This is a genomic window from Mucilaginibacter yixingensis, assembly GCF_041080815.1.
GTDB classification, from domain to species: Bacteria; Bacteroidota; Bacteroidia; order Sphingobacteriales; family Sphingobacteriaceae; genus Mucilaginibacter; species Mucilaginibacter yixingensis.
This window is the reverse complement of record NZ_CP160205.1, coordinates 3304527-3324523: the sequence shown is the minus strand read 5'-3', so window position 1 is coordinate 3324523 and position 19997 is coordinate 3304527. Positions and strand designations below refer to the sequence as shown.

At 47.6% G+C, this 19997-nt stretch carries 16 protein-coding genes; 10 read left to right on the top strand and 6 right to left on the bottom strand.

Annotated elements, in window-relative coordinates; genetic code table 11:
* Genes ABZR88_RS13405 through ABZR88_RS13395 form a run of 3 tightly spaced genes read right to left on the bottom strand, consistent with a single transcriptional unit; the run spans position 1 to position 4745 of the window.
* Positions 1–2967: a SusC/RagA family TonB-linked outer membrane protein gene (locus ABZR88_RS13405; protein WP_107826847.1), complete on the bottom strand. Its 2967-nt coding sequence runs from the start codon at positions 2965–2967 to the stop codon at positions 1–3.
* Positions 2968–3026: 59 nt separating this feature from the next.
* Positions 3027–4085 (bottom strand): FecR family protein, encoded by a 1059-nt coding sequence (locus ABZR88_RS13400; protein WP_170113527.1) that lies wholly within the window; start codon positions 4083–4085, stop codon positions 3027–3029.
* Between the two features lie 39 nt (positions 4086–4124).
* Positions 4125–4745, bottom strand: coding sequence for a sigma-70 family RNA polymerase sigma factor (locus ABZR88_RS13395; protein ID WP_107826849.1), 621 nt, complete (start codon positions 4743–4745; stop codon positions 4125–4127).
* Positions 4746–4933: 188 nt separating this feature from the next.
* On the opposite strand from ABZR88_RS13395, the gene ABZR88_RS13390 reads away from it, so the two are divergent.
* From ABZR88_RS13390 to ABZR88_RS13350, 9 genes are all read left to right on the top strand, one after another.
* Positions 4934–6175: a CehA/McbA family metallohydrolase gene (locus ABZR88_RS13390; RefSeq protein ID WP_170113528.1), complete on the top strand. Its 1242-nt coding sequence runs from the start codon at positions 4934–4936 to the stop codon at positions 6173–6175.
* A gap of 516 nt (positions 6176–6691) precedes the next feature.
* Positions 6692–6862, top strand: coding sequence for a hypothetical protein (locus ABZR88_RS13385; protein ID WP_170113529.1), 171 nt, complete (start codon positions 6692–6694; stop codon positions 6860–6862).
* The gene (locus tag ABZR88_RS13380; protein ID WP_107826850.1) at positions 6859–7059 is read left to right on the top strand and encodes a hypothetical protein; all 201 of its coding nucleotides are present in this window, start codon (positions 6859–6861) and stop codon (positions 7057–7059) included. The genes ABZR88_RS13385 and ABZR88_RS13380 overlap by 4 nt, the downstream gene beginning before the upstream one ends.
* A complete protein-coding gene (locus ABZR88_RS13375) occupies positions 7043–8011 on the top strand; it encodes a sterol desaturase family protein (RefSeq protein WP_107826851.1) in 969 nt (322 codons plus the stop codon). The genes ABZR88_RS13380 and ABZR88_RS13375 overlap by 17 nt, the downstream gene beginning before the upstream one ends.
* A complete protein-coding gene (locus tag ABZR88_RS13370; RefSeq protein WP_369434692.1) occupies positions 8011–9162 on the top strand; it encodes a formylglycine-generating enzyme family protein in 1152 nt (383 codons plus the stop codon). The genes ABZR88_RS13375 and ABZR88_RS13370 overlap by 1 nt, the downstream gene beginning before the upstream one ends.
* Before the next feature lie 153 nt (positions 9163–9315).
* Complete coding sequence (locus ABZR88_RS13365) at positions 9316–12453, top strand: TonB-dependent receptor (RefSeq protein WP_107826852.1); 3138 nt, start codon at positions 9316–9318, stop codon at positions 12451–12453.
* Positions 12454–12472: 19 nt separating this feature from the next.
* Entirely contained in the window at positions 12473–14020 is a 1548-nt protein-coding gene (locus ABZR88_RS13360) for a RagB/SusD family nutrient uptake outer membrane protein (protein ID WP_107827122.1), read from the top strand.
* Positions 14021–14244: 224 nt separating this feature from the next.
* The gene (locus ABZR88_RS13355; protein ID WP_107826853.1) at positions 14245–16095 is read left to right on the top strand and encodes an arylsulfatase; all 1851 of its coding nucleotides are present in this window, start codon (positions 14245–14247) and stop codon (positions 16093–16095) included.
* 64 nt (positions 16096–16159) lie between these two features.
* Positions 16160–16879 carry a rhodanese-like domain-containing protein gene (locus ABZR88_RS13350; RefSeq protein WP_107826854.1) on the top strand — a complete coding sequence of 240 codons (720 nt, stop codon included), beginning with the start codon at positions 16160–16162 and terminating at the stop codon, positions 16877–16879.
* Between the two features lie 75 nt (positions 16880–16954).
* Here ABZR88_RS13350 and ABZR88_RS13345 read toward each other — a convergent pair whose 3' ends face one another.
* A complete protein-coding gene (locus ABZR88_RS13345; RefSeq protein WP_107826855.1) occupies positions 16955–17377 on the bottom strand; it encodes a DUF1003 domain-containing protein in 423 nt (140 codons plus the stop codon).
* A gap of 86 nt (positions 17378–17463) precedes the next feature.
* Between ABZR88_RS13345 and ABZR88_RS13340 the strand changes: the two genes are divergently transcribed.
* Complete coding sequence (locus ABZR88_RS13340) at positions 17464–18387, top strand: Dyp-type peroxidase (protein ID WP_107826856.1); 924 nt, start codon at positions 17464–17466, stop codon at positions 18385–18387.
* Positions 18388–18480: 93 nt separating this feature from the next.
* On the opposite strand, the gene ABZR88_RS13335 is transcribed toward ABZR88_RS13340, so the two are convergent.
* A complete protein-coding gene (locus ABZR88_RS13335; protein ID WP_107826857.1) occupies positions 18481–19470 on the bottom strand; it encodes an alpha/beta hydrolase in 990 nt (329 codons plus the stop codon).
* 70 nt (positions 19471–19540) lie between these two features.
* Complete coding sequence (locus ABZR88_RS13330) at positions 19541–19948, bottom strand: DUF302 domain-containing protein (RefSeq protein WP_107826858.1); 408 nt, start codon at positions 19946–19948, stop codon at positions 19541–19543.
* Between the last annotated feature and the right edge of the window lie 49 nt (positions 19949–19997).

Sequence of the window (19997 nt, the reverse complement as noted above, 5' to 3'; positions counted from 1 at the left end):
CTATAATTCAAAAGCCAGCCCGGCAATGAACGACCGCGTTTTGGGGTAATAGTTATGGTTATCAATGCCAGGTGTAATGGTGCCGACGTTCATCTCCGGGTCAATGCCCGAGTAGCCGGTGAGTGTGAAAAGGTTAGTGCCGGTTAGCCGCGCTTTTATGCTTTTAACGTATTTGCTTTTGGTGTTAAAAGTATAGCCCAGCGTCAGGTTGTCCAGGCGTAGGTAAGAGCCGCTCTCCAGGTACCGGTCTGAATAAAGATTGGCATTAAAATCATTATATGATTCTGATAGTGTTTGTTTCGGAATATTATGGTTGGTGGCATCGCTGGGACTATTAATGGCTGCCAGCGTGGCGTTTAAGATCTTGTTACCAGTTACGCCCCTGAAAAACAAATCAAGCGACCAGCTATACAACTTAAAACTGTTGCTGAAGCCAAACACCAGTCGCGGCTGAGCATCGCCCATATACCGCTGGTCTGTAGACTTTGGGGCAGTAGTGGGTTTGCCGTTAGCATCTTCAAACATAGATACCCCGGCCGCATTTTTGCCCAGGTAATGCAGCGTATAAAATTCCCCCACAGGATATCCGGCCTGAATGATCTGCGAGTAAACACTGCTTTGCCCTGCGTTTGATGTTAATCCTGTCAGGATGTAATTAACCTTGTAAATGTTGTTGGATAAAGTGGTCACCTCGTTGCGGTTATGGGCCAGGTTGAGGTTGCCGCTCCATTTAAAGGTTTTGGTATCAACAGGTGTTGCGCTGAGTGAAAACTCAATGCCGCGGTTATTCATAGAGCCGGCGTTGGCATAAATTACGTTGCCGGGGGTGTATGATGCCGATGCCGGTTGCTGGTATTTGTAGATGATGCCCGTGGTATTTTTATCATAAACATCAATAGTGCCGGTAACCCGGTTGTTGAACAGACCGAAATCAAGACCGGCGTTAACCTGTCCTGTTTTTTCCCATTGCAAGTTGGGGTTAGGGTTTTGGATTGGCCCGATAGATTTGATGTAAGTGCCGTTATAATAAAATGCCCCGGTAGAGCCATTGAGCAGCAGCGGCGTGAGCGGGTCAAAACCAATGGTATTGCCGGTGATGCCATAACTGAGGCGCAGTTTCAGATCGCTGATGCTGTTGAATTGTTTGATAAACTTTGTTTCAACCAGGCGCCAGGCGGCAGATACCGATGGGAAATATCCCCAGCGATGATTGATACCAAAGGCCGAAGAACCATCGCGCCGCAGGGAGGCCTGGAACAGCAGCTGGTTTTTATAATTGTAGTTGATGCGCGAGTAGAAGGAGATCAAGCGCAAGGTTTCCAATGAGGTAGTGCCATAATTGGGGATGAAGCCGGGCGGCGGCTGCCCTAATCCCAGGTTATAATAGCCGGTAGCGTCAGAAGGGAAATTGATGTTGGTGGTCTGGAAGCCATCGCCATTATCATCCTGCTGCCAGGAGTAGCCGAGCAGAAATTTCAGGTGATGATTTTTGCGCCATTTAAACTCATAGCCAAAATAGGTTTCTACCACCCGTTTCAGATCCTGGTAGGTTGAGCGCAGGGCTTCGCCGTTTAAGCTGTAGGCCAGTTTGGAGTAGGAGTTATAGTAGCTATTGTAGTTGGTGGTACGGGTTTGATAATCGAGATTAAAATTCCAGGTGATACCAAACGGCAGCTGTGCCTCCATGCCGGCAGTGCCCAGAAAAGTATTGATCTTGGTGTTGTACTGATTGTTTTCTATCAGCGCCAGTGGGTTATAAGTCTTGGTGCGCGTCAGATCTTCATGAAAGGTGCCATCGCTGTTGTAGATATTTAGCGTAGGCAGAAAAGTGAGCACGTTAGAAAACACCAGCGAGTCCACATCACCCTGATTGCTGATGGTGTTATACAATGAATATTTAAACTTCACGCGATTATTCAATGCCTTATGCTCCAGGGTAATGCGCCCGGCAAACCGTTCCAGGAATGATTTTTTCAGGATCGCCTCATTTTTAAAATAGTTCATGCTGCCGCTATACAGCAGTTTATCGGTGCCGCCGTTAAAACTCAGGTTATGGTTTTGGGCAAAACCGGTACGGCTCACCTCCTTTTGCCAGTCGGTATTGGCGCCGTTGTCATCAGCTGGTGCAAGTGCTTTGTTGTTGGCCTTTAGGAAATCGCGCAATTCCGAGGCTGTGGCTACCTCAATTGTGTTTGATATTTTTTGCACCCCGACATATCCATTATAAACCGTTTGCATATTGCCTGGCTTGCCTTTACGTGTGGTAATATAGATAACTCCGTTGGCTGCCCGGTTACCATAAATGGCCGTTGCGGCGGCATCTTTTAATACCTCTACAGACATAATATCATCCGGACTGACGAGCGAGATATCGGCATCGGGCACATCATCTATCACATAAAATGGTTGTTGTGCCAGGTTAAGTGTTGATGGCCCCCGTAAAATAACCATAGGCAAGCCGTTGGGGTTGCCATCTTTACTGATATCCAGGCCGGCTACCCGCCCCTGCAATAGCTCACCAACAGAAGTGACTACGCCGCGACTAAGTTCTGAGGAAGGCACTATGGTTACTGCACTGCTGATATCGGTTTTAAACGTAGTTCCGTAGCCCACCACCACCACCTGTTGCAATGCCTTTACAGCACTTTTTAACTTAACCGATATGGTGATGAGATTGCCGGGCTTGAGCACATAGTCGCTCAGTTGCTGCTCATCAAATCCAACATAGCTGAAAATGATGGTATAAGGGCCCCCGTAAAAAGCATTGTTAAAATTGAAATTGCCGCTGGCATCTGTAAGCGTGTGGTAGTTGGCAAACGCGCTTTTAAGGGTAACTACGACGTTAGGGAGTGGGCCGCCGTCTTCATCTTGCACCCGGCCCGTTACCTGTGGCATTTGCGCATGGGCATGTAGGGCATACCACCATGGCATCAGTAAAATGAGTAGCCATTTTTTTGCGCGCGTCATGCCTGTTTTAATGCATTTAATGAGTATCTGTCTAAAAATCAAGAAGGGATGCAGGCTGATCAGCGCGTCAGCAGGTAAGCATCATTTTTGTGTACCAGTTTCAGCTTGTTCAAGCCGGCAATGGTTGTCAATATGTCTTCAGCTTCGTCTTTTTGCAGGTTTACCGTGCCAGTGTAATAACTGTTGTTCAGCAATGCTTCGTCAGCTTCTATTACCACACCGTAGGCGTGCTTGAGCGTAGCTATTACCTGCGTCAAAGACTCGTTATTGAAAGTGATCGTTTGTCCTTTAATAATTGTACGGTTATTGTTCGCCAACGCCGAGCTTCCTGCCTCGGGTGTAAAGTTGCTTACCTCCGGGCGATTATCTTTTGAACGCCAGGCCAGTTGCATGCCTGGGGTCAGGTAAACATCGGGCATCTGTTGAGCAGAGTCATGTTGCTTAATTACCACCTTGCCGGTGTATAGCATCACTTTTATTTCACCCTTGGTAAAAGCCGTTACTTTGAAACGGGTACCCAGGGCAGTAGTGCTCAAGCTGCCGGCGTAAACGGTGAACGGACGCGTTTTATCTTTGGCCACTTTAAACATGGCCTCGCCGGTGAGTCGGATATCGCGGTGCGGTTGAACAAAGTCTTTATGAAAGATGATCTGGCTTTGAGGTGATAAACTCACTATCGATCCATCTGACAGGGTTACAATTTTGATATTGCCAGTAGTATTGCCCACTGTGTCATCAACCATGGCTGCCGCCGATGGTTGAGCCAGCGCCATTTGGTTTGCGTTGTTACTTTTCTGTCCACGTAATAGAAAGAACAGACCAGCGCTTACCGCCAGTATCACGCTCGCTGCAATAGCCCAGCGACTATAACTTACAGATCTGATTGGTTTAAGCTCTGCTTCTGTTTTTGCAATGTGCGCTTCAATTTGCTGCAGCATTTGCTCGGCCAGGTGTGGCTGCACAGTTTGCTGCGCCTCAAACCTTAACCAGGAGTCATCATCCAGATACCGGTCAAGCTCTTCGGGGTGCGCGTCAAACCAGGCGCTTACCGCAGCGCGCTCGTCTGATGTGCATTCCTGCAAAAAGTATTTCTTTATCAGCTCTTCGGTCATCTCCATAATTAACATACGTTCAAAAAACGCGTAACCCCCAGTGGGCTAGAAAATATTTTTATAACTTTTTAAGTGATTGAATTTGGTTTTAATGGCAGCCCATTGCTGGTTGCTTTGTTCCAACGCGAATAGCGATGTCATTAGCATTAAAATATGGATGGCGTTGCGCAATTGTTTAATAGCTCTGGAGATATGGTTTTCTACCGTTTTAGGCGATAACGACATAATGGCTGCTATATCTTTATACGGCAGTCCGTTAATACGACTTAGTTTAAATACCTTTTTGCGCACAGGCGGCAAATCCTCAATGGCGGCAAACACGTGTTTCAGCTCGTCTTTGCCTTCGGCGCGCATCAGATCAAATGCTTCTTCGGTGCCTGCGCTGGCCAGATCGTTATGCCGTTGGCGGGTACGCTCTTTACGCAGTTCGTCAATCAGTACGGTACGGGCTATGCGGAATAGCTGGATATCAATCGTATAATCGTTAGAAATATGCTGGCGTCTTTCCCAGAACTTAATAAAGGTAAGCTGAACCACTTCCTGTGCTATATACTCAGATTGAGTGCGGCTGAAAATAAAGTGGTAGAGTTTAGAGTGATAAGCAGCATAAACCAACCTGAACTCATCAAGGTTGCCATTCTTTAAAGCCGCTATTTGTCCTTCCATAAACCCGGGGCAAATATGTTATGAATATGTGACTAAAAGATCTGTGTTAGGTTATGGAATTGTTAATCAATGTAACATTTTGCCTGTAATGCCATAAAAGTAGCCAATGAGTATTATGAATGTATTAATAAGTGGGGGCTAAGTGGTTGGGTAGCGTATTACAATCAAAAACAATCTTAAAACCCCGCATGGAAACAAAGCCATCTTTTAAACGCCGCCTGCGCACCGCGTGTTGGGCGTTAACCGTTGCCCTGGTTGCCGGTTCTTTAAACGCAGCTGTTGCTCAAACCACAAATGAGTCTAACGGCCATGTGAGCCCCTGGGCTCCTACAGAACTGGGTCAGCTACCGCCTGTACAACCGCTGACCGGTGGTGTATGGCTGAAAGGCGACTTGCATGTGCACTCGCGCCATAGTCATGAGTCAACCAACAACCCGATCTCCAAAATCATCAATTTCTCTAAATCGGTAGGGATAGATTTTGTAGCTATTACTGACCATGACGTGCATGTAAAAGGAGATGTTGCTCATCACACCTGGGCAGATCCGGAGTTTAAATCAGACACCGTGTTGTTGCTTTATGGTGCCGAGTGGACAACCACCCGCGGCCATGGTAACGTATTTTCGGCCGTGCCGTATGATCATCAGCGTTTATTTGACGTGCGCGATCAGCGCGACGTGGTAATTGGTTCTATCAAGAAACAACTGGGTATCCACCTGTCTGCCAATCACCCGAGTGGTAAAGATCATTTTGGTTACTCTTATGATATTGTGAACTCAATTGAGGTATGGAACTCTTCTGTATGGCCAAAAAATGCCAACGCTATTATGATTTGGGATGATATGCTTTCATCGGGCCGTAAATTAACCGGTCGGGGCGGTAGCGATGCGCACCATGGCGAGCCTGATAGCCCGGATAAAGCAAGCGCCCATACTTTTGAGCGCAAAGCTAACTATGTAGGTACCCCAACCACTTGGGTATATGCTACTGCCCGTACCAAACAAGCCGTGGTTGATGCGCTGACCAATGGCCGTGTTTGTGTATCCTCTAACCCGTTTGCTCCACGCGTTGAGTTTTACGCTGATGTTAACCAGGACGGTAAACCTGATATGATGATGGGCGACAACGTAAAATCTACCGGCAAACCGGTTAAGTTTAAGGTGCAGCTAACCGGTAAAACCCAGGCCGATAGTACTTATACCGTTAATGTGGTTAAAAACGGCGATCCGTTCAATAGCTACAAAGTGACCGGCAAAAACCCGGTAATTGAGTTTACCGACACCCCTGCACTGATTAATCGCACTTACTACCGCGTAACGGTTGAAGGCCCGGGCACGCCATTCCCGCAAGTACCGCAATCAACTCAATTGAGCGGTAGAATGGTGGGCTTGTCAAACCCTATCTACTTTAACTTCGATCCTAATTTTTAAGCATTGTCCTGGTAAAGATTGACAAGTTCAATGCAGTCAAAACAAAAGTGCAGCAATACACATTGCTGCATTTTTGTTTATGTTATTATCCTCCTGTTTTACATCATCATTGTTTATGATACCTTGCTTTTATAATGATGTTTGCAGGGTAAGCGCTGCTAGTTGTGTAATTAATTATATAAAATCTATAGATTTAGTAGTATATATCAAAAATGTTGCTACATTTGCTGCATAAGATGTTACCATAAGTTTAATCACTCAACTTATTTAACAGCATATGAGCACACAACTTCTACTTAATCATTATTCATCAATGCCCGTTCGGGGCGCAATTGCTAAAGCCCTCATTTTTGGCAGCGGTTGTTGTTGCTGCTAAATTTTTCTCTCAGATCTTCCTTTTAAAGCTTAATGGCGCCCACCGGTAAGGTTGGCCAATTTTAACGCTATCTAAATGCGCCTGGCATAGCTATGCGCTGATGTTGCCTGCAATTTATGTTTCACTTTATATAATTAATTATGACGTTAAATGACGTAGGCCTGCTGGGTAAAAAAATACTGGTAGGCATTATTGTAACGGTAGTACCGTTTACCATCATTTTCGGCGGATTGTGGTTTACGCAGAAACTGCTATCGCGCCCGGCAGGGGATACCCCGATTGTTAAACAAATTCAATCGTCCCGCACATGAAAATAGAACCTGCCGTTAAACAGCGCATTGTTAAGAACGTGCTGCTGAGCATTTTTATCTACTTCCTGCCGCTGGCGCTCATGTTTGTCTCTTTCTATATCAGCGGCCAGCGCCCCTGGGAGCATCAGCCGAAAGGAAAGCAGCCTAATCAAAGTCAATCATCATTAAAACTTAATCAACATGATCCAAACGATTAAACATTTCATCGACAACATTAACGCCCTCGGCTTTTCAACCCTGGTGTTGGTGCTGGGCATCCTGGAGTTTTCTTTCGGACTTTACAAGCGCAAGTGGCCCAAAAATGAGCGTTGGGTAGATATTGCCTGCTTTACACTGCCAAAGTTTGTTATCCGTCCGCTGGTGGCTTACTACACGCTTACCTTTTTACCCTGGGCCTTTGCCGATCTGAAAAACGTTTTCGGTTGGGTGCCTTTCTTCTGGGGCGTAATTATCATCGCTATTGCAGATGATCTGACCCAGTACTGGTACCATCGCCTGCATCATGAAATACCGTGGTTGTGGCGTTTTCACCGCACGCACCACTCGGCCAGCTATATGGGTATGGCTATGGCCAGCAGACAGAACGCTATTTACACACTGTTCTTCTCGCAAACCTATTTAACAGCGGCGCTGGTTTACCTGGGCCTGGGTGCGCCTGCCATAGTTGTAAAGGGCATTAAAAGCACTATTACCACGCTGGCGCACTCCAGCATCCCGTGGGACAAGCCTTTCTATAAATACAAAGCTTTGCATCCGCTGGCCTGGATATTAGAGCGCACCATATCAACGCCAGCTACACATCATGCTCATCACGCGGCCACAACCGACGATGGTGTGGGGTATTACAAAGGCAACTTTGGCAACATGTTCTTTTTCTGGGATATCATTTTTGGTACGGCGTTAATATCACGCCAGTATCCAAAGGCTTATGGTATTTCACATTACGAGGGCGATCCGTGGCATGCGCAGTTATTGTGGCCCATCTTTAAATCGCCGGTTAAGGGGAGCGAACTGGCTGCCGATGGGTTAATGGTACGGGCGGACGTTCCGCTGCAACCGCATCAGTATAATGATAAACGTTACCATGATGTGGGGTTTACCCAGACCAATGGCGAACCAGTGCTGCAAACCGTAAACGCAGGCGCATAATGCGGATGAAAACAGGGCTGATGCTGATCTTACTGGCGCTGACTTTCTCGGCGTGCCGCGAACGCACAACGTCTGCAGGTAAGGCGGTTACGTCGGTTCCACTACCGGCGTTGTCAAAAAAGGCGTTGTGCTGCGAACAGAATATCCCGAAGCGGTTCAGTTTTGCCAGTAATGTGGAAGGTAAAGGCGATGGCAAGGTTGCTAATAGCGCGGCTACACATACAGGGATGGTATGGATTCCCGCGGGAAACTACCAGATGGGCGGCGATAACAGCGAGGCACAACCAGATGAGTTTCCCAAGCATCGCGTAAGCATAAATGGCTTTTGGATGGATACCACCGAGGTAACCAATGAGCAGTTTGCCCGTTTTGTAAAGGCCACGGGCTATGTGACCACGGCCGAACGCAAACCCGACTGGAACGAGCTGAAAAAGCAACTGCCACCCGGAACACCAAAACCGGCTGATAGCGAACTGGTGCCTGCATCGCTGGTGTTTGTGCCCTCAAAAACACCTGTCGAGCTGAATGATTACAGTCAGTGGTGGGCATGGAAACCCGGGGCCAGCTGGCGGCACCCGCATGGGCCGGGTAGCGATTTGAAAGGCAAGGCGCGTTACCCGGTAGTACATATCTCCTGGTTTGATGCACAGGCTTATTGCAAATGGGCGGGTAAACGACTGCCAACTGAGGCTGAGTGGGAGTGGGCTGCCCGTGGGGGATTGCAAAACAACATTTATCCCTGGGGAAATGAGCGCGTTGGCCAGGGTAAAGCAAAAGCCAATACCTGGGAGGGGAACTTTCCATACCGAAATACACAGCGCGATGGATTTTATTACCTGGCGCCGGTAGCGTCTTTTAACCATAACGGCTATGGTTTGTATGACATGGCTGGCAACGTGTGGGAATGGTGCAGCGATTATTACGCGGCTGATTACTACCGGCAGGTAGGTAACAGTACGGTAACTAATCCACAGGGACCGGCCCGCTCGAATGACCCTGACGAGCCTTACTCGGTTAAACGCGTAGTGCGCGGCGGTTCGTTTTTATGTAATGATAGTTACTGCTCCGGCTACCGCGTGGCCCGCCGCATGAAAACCAGCGAAGACAGCGGTATGGAGCACCTGGGTTTCAGGTGTGTGATCAGTAAGTAGTTTTTAAACAGTTAATACTGATGATGAAGGAAACATAAATTGAATAAAAAAGGGAAAAGCAAGGCTCTTCCCCCAAGCTTAAAACAACGGGAGCGGGTATCGATTGGCGTTGAAGCCGCTTCCATTTTTTACATCTTAAACTCGATCAAAATTATGCAAAATAATGCAGATATAAAGGTGGGGTATGCCCCGGCTTTATACCAAACATTGCGCAGGTACTTTAAAATACTTCTACTTTTTCTTGTTCCGTTAAGCGCGGCGGCGCAGCAAAATCCGCCCATTATTAATTCTAAACTGGTAGGCCGTGTTCTTGACGGCGCTACTAAAGATCCACTGCCCGGCGCCGTTGTGCGCATTGAAGGAACCACCCACGTTGTATCTACAGATATCGATGGCAAGTTTCAGTTTGTTACCGGACAAAAATTCCCGTACACGCTCGTTGTAACCTTTATAGGTTATGAGCAACAAAAGATAACGGCCAACGGCAGCCCTATTACCGTTGAGTTAAAGGCCACCACCAACCAGCTAAATGACGTGGTGGTGGTAGGCTATGGTACGCAGAAACGTAAAGATATTACCGGCTCCATTGCGTCTTTATCTCCGGCGGCGCTGCAGCAAACAGTGGCCTCGCCCGATAGGGTTTTACAAGGCAACGTTTCCGGCATACAGGTAACGCAGGCTACCGGTCAGCCAGGAGCTGGCGCCACAGTGCAGATCAGGGGGGTAAACTCCATCAATGCCGTGGCCGAGCCATTGTACGTGATAGATGGTTTCCCAACCTCTAACAGTAATTCACTAACTGATGCTGGCGTAACCAACGGACCGAAAATTAACCCGCTGGCATCACTCAATACGGCAGATATTGAAAGTATCGAGGTGCTGAAAGATGCATCGGCCACTGCCATCTATGGTACACGCGGCGCAAACGGGGTGATTATCATCACCACAAAAAAAGGTAAGGCAGGTGTGTCATCCGTTAGTTACGATGCCAGTTATGGCTGGCAAAAGGTTACCAAAACCATCTCGCTGCTCAATGCTGATCAGTGGGGGGCTTTGCGTAACGACGCCTTAGTGAACAGCGGCAAATCAACCCAAACAGCCGATCAACTGAATCCATACCACGTAAACACCGATTGGCAGGCTGCTGCCTTCCGCACTGCTGGTCAACAGAATCACTCGCTGTCTATCCTCTCGGGTACAGAGAAAACGCGTCTGGCTTTTTCGGGTAATTATTTTAAGCAGAACGGTGTACTTAACAATACCAACTTTGAACGCTTTGCCGGCCGGGTAAATGTGGAGCACGATTATAACGATGACTTCAAAATATCAAGCAATGTTACCGTTAGTCGTACCTCGGCACAAGTGGCTCCTGCGGGTGTGGTGCCTGCCATTTTATTAATGACGCCAACTACGCCGATTTATAATGCCGATGGTACCTTCTTCCTGAAAAATATTTTTGAAGGTGTTTATGGCAACCCCATCAATACGCTTTATAATCAACTGAATACTACCACCACCAACCGCATACTGGGAAACATTGCCGGCGATTATCGCTTTTCTCAACACTTAACCGCACGGGTATTATTCGGGGTAGATATCATCGACAACAAACAGAACCGTTACCTGCCATCGACTGTTTATGAGGGTTCTGGCTATGGTGGTTTGGGCGAGGTAGGCAGCTTATTTTCTACCAACTGGCTGAATGAGAATACCGTTACCTACAATAATAAATTTGGCAAGCATTCGCTTACCGTGCTGGGTGGTTTTACGCAGCAGCAGTTTAAGGCGCAGGGGTCTGTAACCGGTTCATCTGGTTTTGTGAGCGATTACTCAGCCTATAACAACCTGGGTTCTGGCGCGGTAACATCTATCACCGCAGGTGGCTTTGCTATCGCACCGTCATCATCTGCCAGTGCCTGGGCGCTTAACTCTTTTCTGGGTAGAGTAAACTATGGCTTTGATGGCAAGTATTTGCTTACCCTAACCTTACGTGCTGACGGCTCATCAAAATTTGCACCGGGACACCAATGGGCCACGTTCCCTTCAGCAGCCATCGCCTGGAACGCCAGCGATGAGGATTGGGTACGCAACACCAGCGCTATCAGTCAGCTTAAATTCCGTTTAAGCGCGGGCAGTACTGGTAATAGCGATATTCCTGCCTATCAATCTTACTCGCAGCTGGGTTACTACCGCTATAATTTTGGCGGTACTACGGTTGCTGGCTTTGCGCCAAACAGTTTATCAAACCCAAACCTCACCTGGGAGAAAACTGCTCAGTATGATTTTGGTATCGATCTGGGTTTGCTCAAAGACCGCATCAGCCTGGTTACCGATGTTTATTACAAAAAAACCACCAACCTACTGCTTTATCTGCCGCTACCGGCAACCAGCGGTTTGACGGTTATTACCAATACGGCCATTACCAACCCGCAGCAGTATGAAAACGTGGGTTCGGTAGAAAATAAGGGCTTTGAATTAGGCATTAACACCCGCAACCTGATTGGCGATTTTAAATGGAACACCAGCATTGTGTTTGCCGTTAACCGCAATAAAGTGCTTAGCCTGGGGGGTAATGGGGTAAATCAGTTTATTCCAGATTCATCACTGCCGTCTATTCTGCGCGTGGGGCAGCCAATCGGCTCTTTCATCGGCTACAAAACCAATGGGTTAATTAAAGCCGGCGGACCGGCACTTACCCCGGCTGCCAATACTTCGCCAGGCGGCCAGGCTTACCAGGACTTAAACGGCGACGGCAAAATTACCCAGGCAGATGATCGCACTATTCTGGGTAACGCGCAGCCTAAGTTTACGGGGGGTATCACCAATACGTTCACTTACAAAGGAGTAGACCTGTCGGTGTTCTTGCAGACATCTTACGGTAACAAGATCTACAATCAGCAGCGCGGTGTGTTAGAACTGGGTACCGGTTACACCAACGCTACCACCACTTTGCTAAACCGCTGGACGCCAACCAACACCAATACCGATGTGCACAGCGCATTCCAGGACCCGGCGGCAACCATATCAGACCGGTTTTTGGAAGATGGTTCTTACCTGCGCCTCAAAAACCTGACGCTGGGCTACACCTTCCCGCAATCGTTGCTGAAAATCTCTAAGATTAAAAAAGTGCGCCTGTATGTTACCGCCACTAACCTCATCACCTGGACAAAATATACCGGGTATGACCCCGAGGTGAGCAGTAACGAGCAATCGGTTATTAACCTTGGTGTAGATAACGGGGCTTATCCAAACAGCAAATCTATCCTGGCTGGCCTTTCGGTAACCCTTTAAACTTTTAGAAGTAATGATTATGAAGAATTTTAAATATGCTATATGGCTGCTGGCCTTGGGCGCGGTATCGTGCGCCAAGCTGAAGGAGGATCCGTCGTCCTTCATTCCGGCTAGTCAGTTTTATAAAACACAGGCCGATGCGGTGTCGGCCGTAACTGCGGCTTATTCGCTGCTTAACGCAGGCTCTAACTCGGTGCAAACGCCTTATAATACGCTGCTCAATACGGGTATGGATTTTATGTCTGATGATATTGGTCCTGGCCCGGGCGCTACCAATGCCGATGTGCGCTCGCAATCGGTACTCGGGCATTCATCATCAGGCCTGCGCGTGTTGCAGTTATGGCAGCAGCATTATGCCGGTATCAAAAAGGCCAACATTGCCATAGATACTATTCCGCATATCAACTTTGATGCTACGCTTAGAGGCAGGTTGGTTGCCGAGGCCAAATTTTTGCGGGCGCTTTACTACTTTAACCTGGTAAGGTTGTATGGCGATGTGCCGCTGGTACTGCATGACCAAACATCCATTAACCTGTCTGATTTGCAAGTGCCACGCGCACCGGCCGCAACAGTTTATGCGCAAATAGAAAAAGACCTGACCGAAGCCGCAGTCACACTGCCCAATAGCTACAGCGGGGCCGATGTTGGCCGTGCTACAGCCGGAGCCGCCAAATCTATCCTGGCCAAGGTTTACCTGACCGAACGCAAGTGGAGCGATGCCGTAAGCAAAGCCGAAGAAGTAATTAACGGCCCGTACGGGTATGACCTGTTCAGCAGTTATGCCGACGTTTTTCTGCCGGCTACAAAAAATGGTAAAGAGCATATTTTCTCGGCACAATTTAAATCAAACTCGCAGGGGCAGGGCAATAATGAGGCTCCTCGGTCTGTGCTGAATGGCATACCTGGCATTGTGGGCAGTTACGCCATACAGGTAGTGTTTTACTCGCAGCCCGATGCTACCAAACCCGATGGTATCGACCATTTCTTCAGCGTCTATAAACTCTATTCGGCTAAAGACAAGCGCCGTAATGCCACCTTTGTTACCCGCTTTTTGAGCCCGACCGATGGCAAATACTATGGCAAGCTGAACGATACCAAAATAGCTAATGACTCAATTCCCTTCTTTAATAAATATTGGGACCCAGGTGTGGTATCAAACGAAGCCGAATCGAGTGCCAATGTGTCTATCATCCGTTTCTCTGAAGTATTGCTCATCCATGCTGAAGCGGAGAATGAGTTAAATGGCCCTACAACTAAAGCCTATACTTCTATCAATCGGGTGCGTGCCCGCGCAGGTCTTGATCCTTTAAGTGGACTGACACAGGCGCAATTCCGCGACGCGGTTTACCTGGAGCGCCGCCTGGAGTTTGTATTTGAGTATCAACGCTGGTTTGATCTCATCCGCGAGCGTGACGCCAGTGGTAACGGCATCCTGGAAGCTGCCATGCTAAAAGTGGGCAAAACCAATGTAAATAATGGAGTGAAAGGTAAATTCTACCTGTTCCCCATACCGCAGCAGGAGATTGATAACAGCAATGGCAAGCTGACGCAAAACCCTGGCTGGTAATTTAAACTGAAGGTATCCGAATAAAGCGCGGGGCCATTGCGCTTCCCTCCCTCGGGAGGGTGTAGGGAGGGGTTTAGCCAAGCGATGTAACAAAGCGGCGAAACCCCTCCCTGCCACCGCATATTCTTACGCGCCCCTCCCGAGGGAGGGATTGGAGAATCTTTTAAATCAATACTCATAAACAAAAAACACAATAACAACAATCACAATACATCACAAAAAACATGAAAACAATTAAACAACTGGGCTTTGTTGCCGCACTGGCGGGGCTGGCGCTTTCGGCATCGGCACAGCAAAACATTCCGCCGTCTACACCGGCCACTTACAAGGGAGTTATAGGCAAAAGCCTGTCAGAATCTAAAGAATGGTGGCCAAAGCCTATCCATGCACCAGCGGGGGCTCCAAACATTGTCTGGATCTTACTGGACGACGTGGGCTTTGGCGCCTCGTCAACCTTTGGCGGGTTGGCCCGTACGCCTAACTTTGATACGCTGGCTAACAATGGCTTGCGTTACACCAACTTTCATACAGCTGGTATTTGTGCGCCTACGCGTTCATCGTTGTTAACCGGTCGTAACCATCATTATGTGCACATGGGCAATTTTGCGCATGCCTCATCAGCAGCCGGTTTCCCGGGGTATGATGGCCGCATCCCGGCAGATAAGGGTACTATTGCCGAAGCCCTGCGCGAGAACGGTTACAGCACCTTTGCTGTGGGTAAATGGGGGGTAACACCAGATGAAGATACCACTGCCGTCGGTCCGTTTGATCGTTGGCCTACAGGCAAAGGTTTTGATCATCACTTCGGTTTCCTGGAATCGGCTACAGACCAGTATCACCCGCCGCACTTGGTTGAAGATAACTTCCATGTAAAACCAGATGGCCGCAACCTGAACGAGCAGATTACCGATAAGGCCATTGCTTATATTGATGCCGCCCATAAAGCTGCGCCCGATAAACCGTTCTTCCTGTACTACGCCCCGGCCGCTACCCATGCGCCGCACCAGGTAAGCCACGAGTGGAGCGACTTGTACAAAGGCCAGTTTGATGACGGCTGGGATGCTTACCGCGAAAAGGTATTCGCCAACCAGAAAAAGCTGGGCGTAATACCAGCTTATGCACAACTGCCAGAGCGTAACGAGCGCATCAAAGCCTGGAACAGCCTGTCGCCCGATCAGAAAAAGCTGTACGCTCGCTTTATGGAAGTATATGCCGGTTACCTGACCTATATTGATGACCAGGTGGGCCGGGTGATTACTTACCTTAAAAAATCAGGACAGTTTGATAACACGCTGGTCTTTGTAATGATAGGTGATAACGGCGCCAGTAAAGAAGGCTCGCTGCACGGTGTGATTAGTCCGGGTAAAAACTCGCCTGCTACAGCATCAGAGGACGCCTACATTAAAGCCAACGAGAACGAGTTTGACCTGATTGGCACGCCAGAGGCTTCAACCAACTATCCGCTGGGTTGGGCGCAGGCAGCTAATACGCCGTTTAAATACTGGAAATCTGACGCTGACGCCGAGGGCGGTACCCATAATCCGCTGATTGTTTATTATCCTAAATTGATCAAAGAGAAAGGTGGTATCCGTACTCAATATGGTCACGTGAGCGACATCTTCCCAACCACTATTGAAGCAGCTGGCCTGAAATTGCCTGAGTATGTAAAAGGCATTAAGCAGGATACGCTGCAGGGTAAATCGCTATACTCATCGTTCAACAATGCGCAGGCGCCGTCGCTGCACAAGGTTCAGTATTATTACATCTTCGCTTCAAGATCTATTTATAAAGATGGCTGGAAAGCCGAAGCAGCGCATCATCCTGACAACGTAGACTTCCAGTTTACCGGCGGCAAAACGCCACCAGATCAAAGCTATGACAAAGACGAGTGGAAACTGTATGACCTGACCACCGACTTTAACGAGCGTAACGACCTGGCCAAAAAGTATCCGCAGAAACTGGCCGAATTAAAAGCGCTGTTTGATGCCGAGGCTAAAAAGAACAACATCTATCCGTTTATCAGCCGTTCTGAGGCCAGCAATAAACAGATTCATCACCTGGAAAACAATCAATAAAACAATCAGGATAGGGGAGTCGTCGCACGGGGCGGCTCCTTTTATCATTTAACCTAAAATCAATATGAAAACTATAAAACTTGGCCTGTTAGCACTGTTCATTAGCGTAGGTAGTGTTTATGCGCAAACGGCAGGCAAACAAACTAATAAGATTACCATCAACGAGTTTGAAAGCAAACTAAAAGCAGCCGGTAACAACGCGCAGATACTGGATGCCCGTTCGGCCGAAGAATATGCGCAAAATCATATCAAGGGTGCTGTAAGCTTTGATGCCAAAGCTGCAGGATATGCACAGCAACTGGCGGCGCTTTCTAAAGACAAGCCTACGTTTGTTTACTCCATTGCTAATGGCCGCAGCTCGGTACTATCTGCAGAACTGCGCGAAAAAGGCTTTAAGCAAGTATATGAATTGCCAGGTGGATTGGCCAACTGGGTAGGCTCGGGTTATCCGGTTGTGTCTAACACTAAAAAAGGCTTGTCATTATCAGCCTCACAATATCAGCAATTGGCAGCATCAGCACCGCAGGTGTTAATTGATTTTGGCTCGCGCTACTGCGGGGCCTGCAAAAAATTGGTGCCAGTTTTAGATTCGTTGAAATCAACCCAAGGCTTTGCCCCCAAAATTGTGAGTATTGAGCAGTATGATAATACCGCTCTGGCACGCAACCTGAAAGTAAACGTGTTGCCAACGCTGATCTATTACCAGAATGGTAAAGAGGTATGGCGTAAACAAGGCTTTTCTTCAACCGAGCAGTTAAAAAACGCTGTTGCAAAGGCAAGATAGCGGCAATAGCAAGTTTCCATAAAAAGGGAACAGCCTTAATTGGTTGCTCCCTTTTTTTATAGATATCAGGTATGGTTAAGACTGTTGTTTATCCAGTTTTTCAAGCAGGGCAATAATCTTGTCCAGCTTTTCTATATCAATGTTGTTTAGCCTGATCTGTAGCTGCTCTATCTCTTTTTTAGCATCAATATTGGTTTGGAAATCCTCATCGGCTTTAACACGGTCGCGGTCGCTCTGGCGGTTTTGGGCCATCATAATGATGGGCGCGGCATAAGCGGCCTGGGTAGAAAAAAGCAGATTTAACAGGATATAAGGATAAGGATCCCAGTGGGAGATGTAGGCCACCGCATTGAGCACCATCCATGCGGCGACAATTATGGTCTGAATTATAATGAATCGCCATGAGCCCATTCCGGCGGCAACGGCGTCGGCTAAACGCTCGCCGAAGTCCATGGAATCAATGTGTCTTTGGAACCAGTTTTTTTGACGTTGTAGCATTTTGTAATAGGGGATAAAGTGGATTTATTGAGCCTGAATATAGCCAATTATTATTTATCTTGTTGCCATTTACAAGCAGCAGCACTATGACACCTGATCCGCAGAACGTTACAGATTATACCAATAATAACACCATCTTCATGGTGTGGAACTTTAAAGAAAACATAGCTGTTGGCGATGCTTTTGCCCGGCTGTGTAAAATGATTATTAACCTTAATAATTCGGCCAATGTGCGTTTTCCGGTGTCGCGGGCCAGTTGTGTAATGGGTATTGGGCGTGGTGCCTGGCTTCGCCTGGGGCTTCCGCAGCCTTTGCCAAAAGAACTGATTGATTTTGAGCCTATAGCCGGGAATAAGCACACAGCAGTAGCTACCAAAGGCGATATTCATTTGCATATCCGTGCAGATGATACCAGCATTTGTTACGATATGGCCGCTGCGCTGACCGATATATTAGCACCGGTGGCTGATGGTATTGAAGAGATTTATGGTTTCAGGTACTGGGACAGCCGCTCCATACTGGGTTTTGTTGACGGTACCGAAAATCCGCAGGGCGTAGACCGTGAGCTTTTTGCAATAGTGGGTGATGAAGATGAGGCTTACAAAGGCGGTAGTTACCTGTTTGTGCAAAAATATATCCATGATCTGCAGGCCTGGAAAAACCTGTCTACCGAAGCGCAAGAGCGCGTGATTGGCCGGTCAAAGGCAGATGATATAGAAATGGCCGATGATGTTAAGCCCACCAACTCGCATATTGCACTAGCCAATGTGGGTGATGACCTGAAGATTGTGCGCGACAATATGCCGTTCGGCAAAATGTCAACCAATCAGATGGGTACTTATTTTATTGCCTATGCCAGCACGTTCACTACTGTACAAAAAATGCTGACTAACATGTTTGTTGGGGTACCAGAGGGAAATTATGACCGTATACTGGACTTTAGTACTGCTAAAACGGGCACCCTGTTTTTTGTGCCTACGTTTGATATGCTGGATGAATTTTCAGGATGAGCAAGCCCTAACCATATTTGCACCGCAGTTTAACACACAATAAAAAAACCAGCAATTTGAATTGCTGGTTTTTTTATTTCTAATATTGATGGGTTATTCGCTCAGGCTATTTTTAATTATAACAGCTGCCTGTTGTATGGCTGTCTTAATAGCCGGTACATGGGCTATGGGGTTTAGCAAGCCATAATCATGTATCAGTCCGCCGTAGCGTGTTAGCGTAACAAGTACGCCGGCTTCATTTAGTTTGCGGGCATAGGCTTCGCCCTCATCTCTTAATACGTCGTTTTCTGCGGTTTGCACCAGGGCCGGAGGTAGCCCTTTCAGTTGCTCAACGGTAGCCTGTAATGGCGAAGCATAAATCTCTTTCCTTTTAGCTTCGTCCGGCAGGTAATTATCCCAAAACCATTTCATCATATTTTTTGAGAGGAAACGGCCATTGGCAAAAAGCTGGTATGACTCTGTTTCAAAGCCGGCATCGGTTACCGGCCATAGCATGGCCTGCAATTTAATTTCAGGGCCGTTTTTATCTTTAGCCATCAGAGCTATTGCCGCCGTCATGTTACCGCCAACGCTGTTGCCAACTACGGCCAGGTTTTTACCATCTACACCAATTTCTGCACCATGAGCTGCCACCCATTCAGTTGCTGCATAAATCTGGTTAATAGCTGTGGGGTATTGGGCCTCTGGCGATGGCGTATAGTCTGGAAATACAGCTACTGCACCACTGGCAACCACCAGGTCTCTAACCAATCGCCTGTGCGTAGGGTAATCTCCCAGTACCCAGCCGCCGCCGTGAATAAAGATAAAAACCGGTGCACCCGCTTTTGCGCCTTCAGGCTTGGTGATGTGGATTTTTACTTCATAACCGTTTTGAGAGATGGTGCGCTCTGTTTCCTCAATTCCGGAATAGTCAACCGTTACAGATGCCTGTGCGCCAACTAACACCTGGCGTGCATCTGCCGGGCTCAGTTGTTCAAGCGGCTGCCCGCCTGAGGTGTTCAGTGCTTTTAAAAACGGTCTGATTTCGCTAAATACCATCGGATCATCCTGTCCTTGGTATGGTCTTTCTGCTGTTTGTGCCATGATAGTATAAGTTTTATAAGGTGATTATAATGAGTGTTTGTGATTTTATTTTTTTGATGATTTTGATCTGTTATGATAATGCTGAAGAAATCAATGAATCAAGATTTAGCGGGGCAGCTACGTCTGCCGGGAGTTGATACCTATCTTTTATATACTCAGCGTCATTGTAGGCAACATGTACCTGATCCAGATCATCTTGCCAGATCATAAATTTCAACGGCAGATCAAGCGCAGCTACCGGATTTTCAATAATCACCGGTCCGCCGGCTTTAGGGTTGCCGAATAGCAGAAACTCCATCGGTAAAATAGTGTACCCCGCCTTTTGTAATTCCTGTTGCTGATCTATTCTGGCATATATGGTTACATTGTGTTTTTGCAGTGCGGCTTGCAGCCTATCCGTTGTATTCTTCACCGAATATTTGCTTTGGTAAACACTAACTCCGCTAATGGCAATGCCGTTTACAATTGATGTTTTCATGAGGTGATTATTGAATAACTCAAAGCTACGTTGCCGATAAGCTTTTGAG

Coding starts and splice junctions, on each gene's coding strand:
- ABZR88_RS13390 (WP_170113528.1), top strand. CDS start 4,934: ATGGAAACAAAGCCATCTTTTAAACGCCGCCTGCGCACCGCGTGTTGG.
- ABZR88_RS13335 (WP_107826857.1), bottom strand. CDS start 19,470: ATGGCACAAACAGCAGAAAGACCATACCAAGGACAGGATGATCCGATG.
- ABZR88_RS13345 (WP_107826855.1), bottom strand. CDS start 17,377: ATGCTACAACGTCAAAAAAACTGGTTCCAAAGACACATTGATTCCATG.
- ABZR88_RS13400 (WP_170113527.1), bottom strand. CDS start 4,085: ATGGAGATGACCGAAGAGCTGATAAAGAAATACTTTTTGCAGGAATGC.
- ABZR88_RS13360 (WP_107827122.1), top strand. CDS start 12,473: ATGAAGAATTTTAAATATGCTATATGGCTGCTGGCCTTGGGCGCGGTA.
- ABZR88_RS13375 (WP_107826851.1), top strand. CDS start 7,043: ATGATCCAAACGATTAAACATTTCATCGACAACATTAACGCCCTCGGC.
- ABZR88_RS13330 (WP_107826858.1), bottom strand. CDS start 19,948: ATGAAAACATCAATTGTAAACGGCATTGCCATTAGCGGAGTTAGTGTT.
- ABZR88_RS13380 (WP_107826850.1), top strand. CDS start 6,859: ATGAAAATAGAACCTGCCGTTAAACAGCGCATTGTTAAGAACGTGCTG.
- ABZR88_RS13395 (WP_107826849.1), bottom strand. CDS start 4,745: ATGGAAGGACAAATAGCGGCTTTAAAGAATGGCAACCTTGATGAGTTC.
- ABZR88_RS13365 (WP_107826852.1), top strand. CDS start 9,316: ATGCAAAATAATGCAGATATAAAGGTGGGGTATGCCCCGGCTTTATAC.
- ABZR88_RS13350 (WP_107826854.1), top strand. CDS start 16,160: ATGAAAACTATAAAACTTGGCCTGTTAGCACTGTTCATTAGCGTAGGT.
- ABZR88_RS13340 (WP_107826856.1), top strand. CDS start 17,464: ATGACACCTGATCCGCAGAACGTTACAGATTATACCAATAATAACACC.
- ABZR88_RS13355 (WP_107826853.1), top strand. CDS start 14,245: ATGAAAACAATTAAACAACTGGGCTTTGTTGCCGCACTGGCGGGGCTG.
- ABZR88_RS13405 (WP_107826847.1), bottom strand. CDS start 2,967: ATGACGCGCGCAAAAAAATGGCTACTCATTTTACTGATGCCATGGTGG.
- ABZR88_RS13385 (WP_170113529.1), top strand. CDS start 6,692: ATGACGTTAAATGACGTAGGCCTGCTGGGTAAAAAAATACTGGTAGGC.
- ABZR88_RS13370 (WP_369434692.1), top strand. CDS start 8,011: ATGCGGATGAAAACAGGGCTGATGCTGATCTTACTGGCGCTGACTTTC.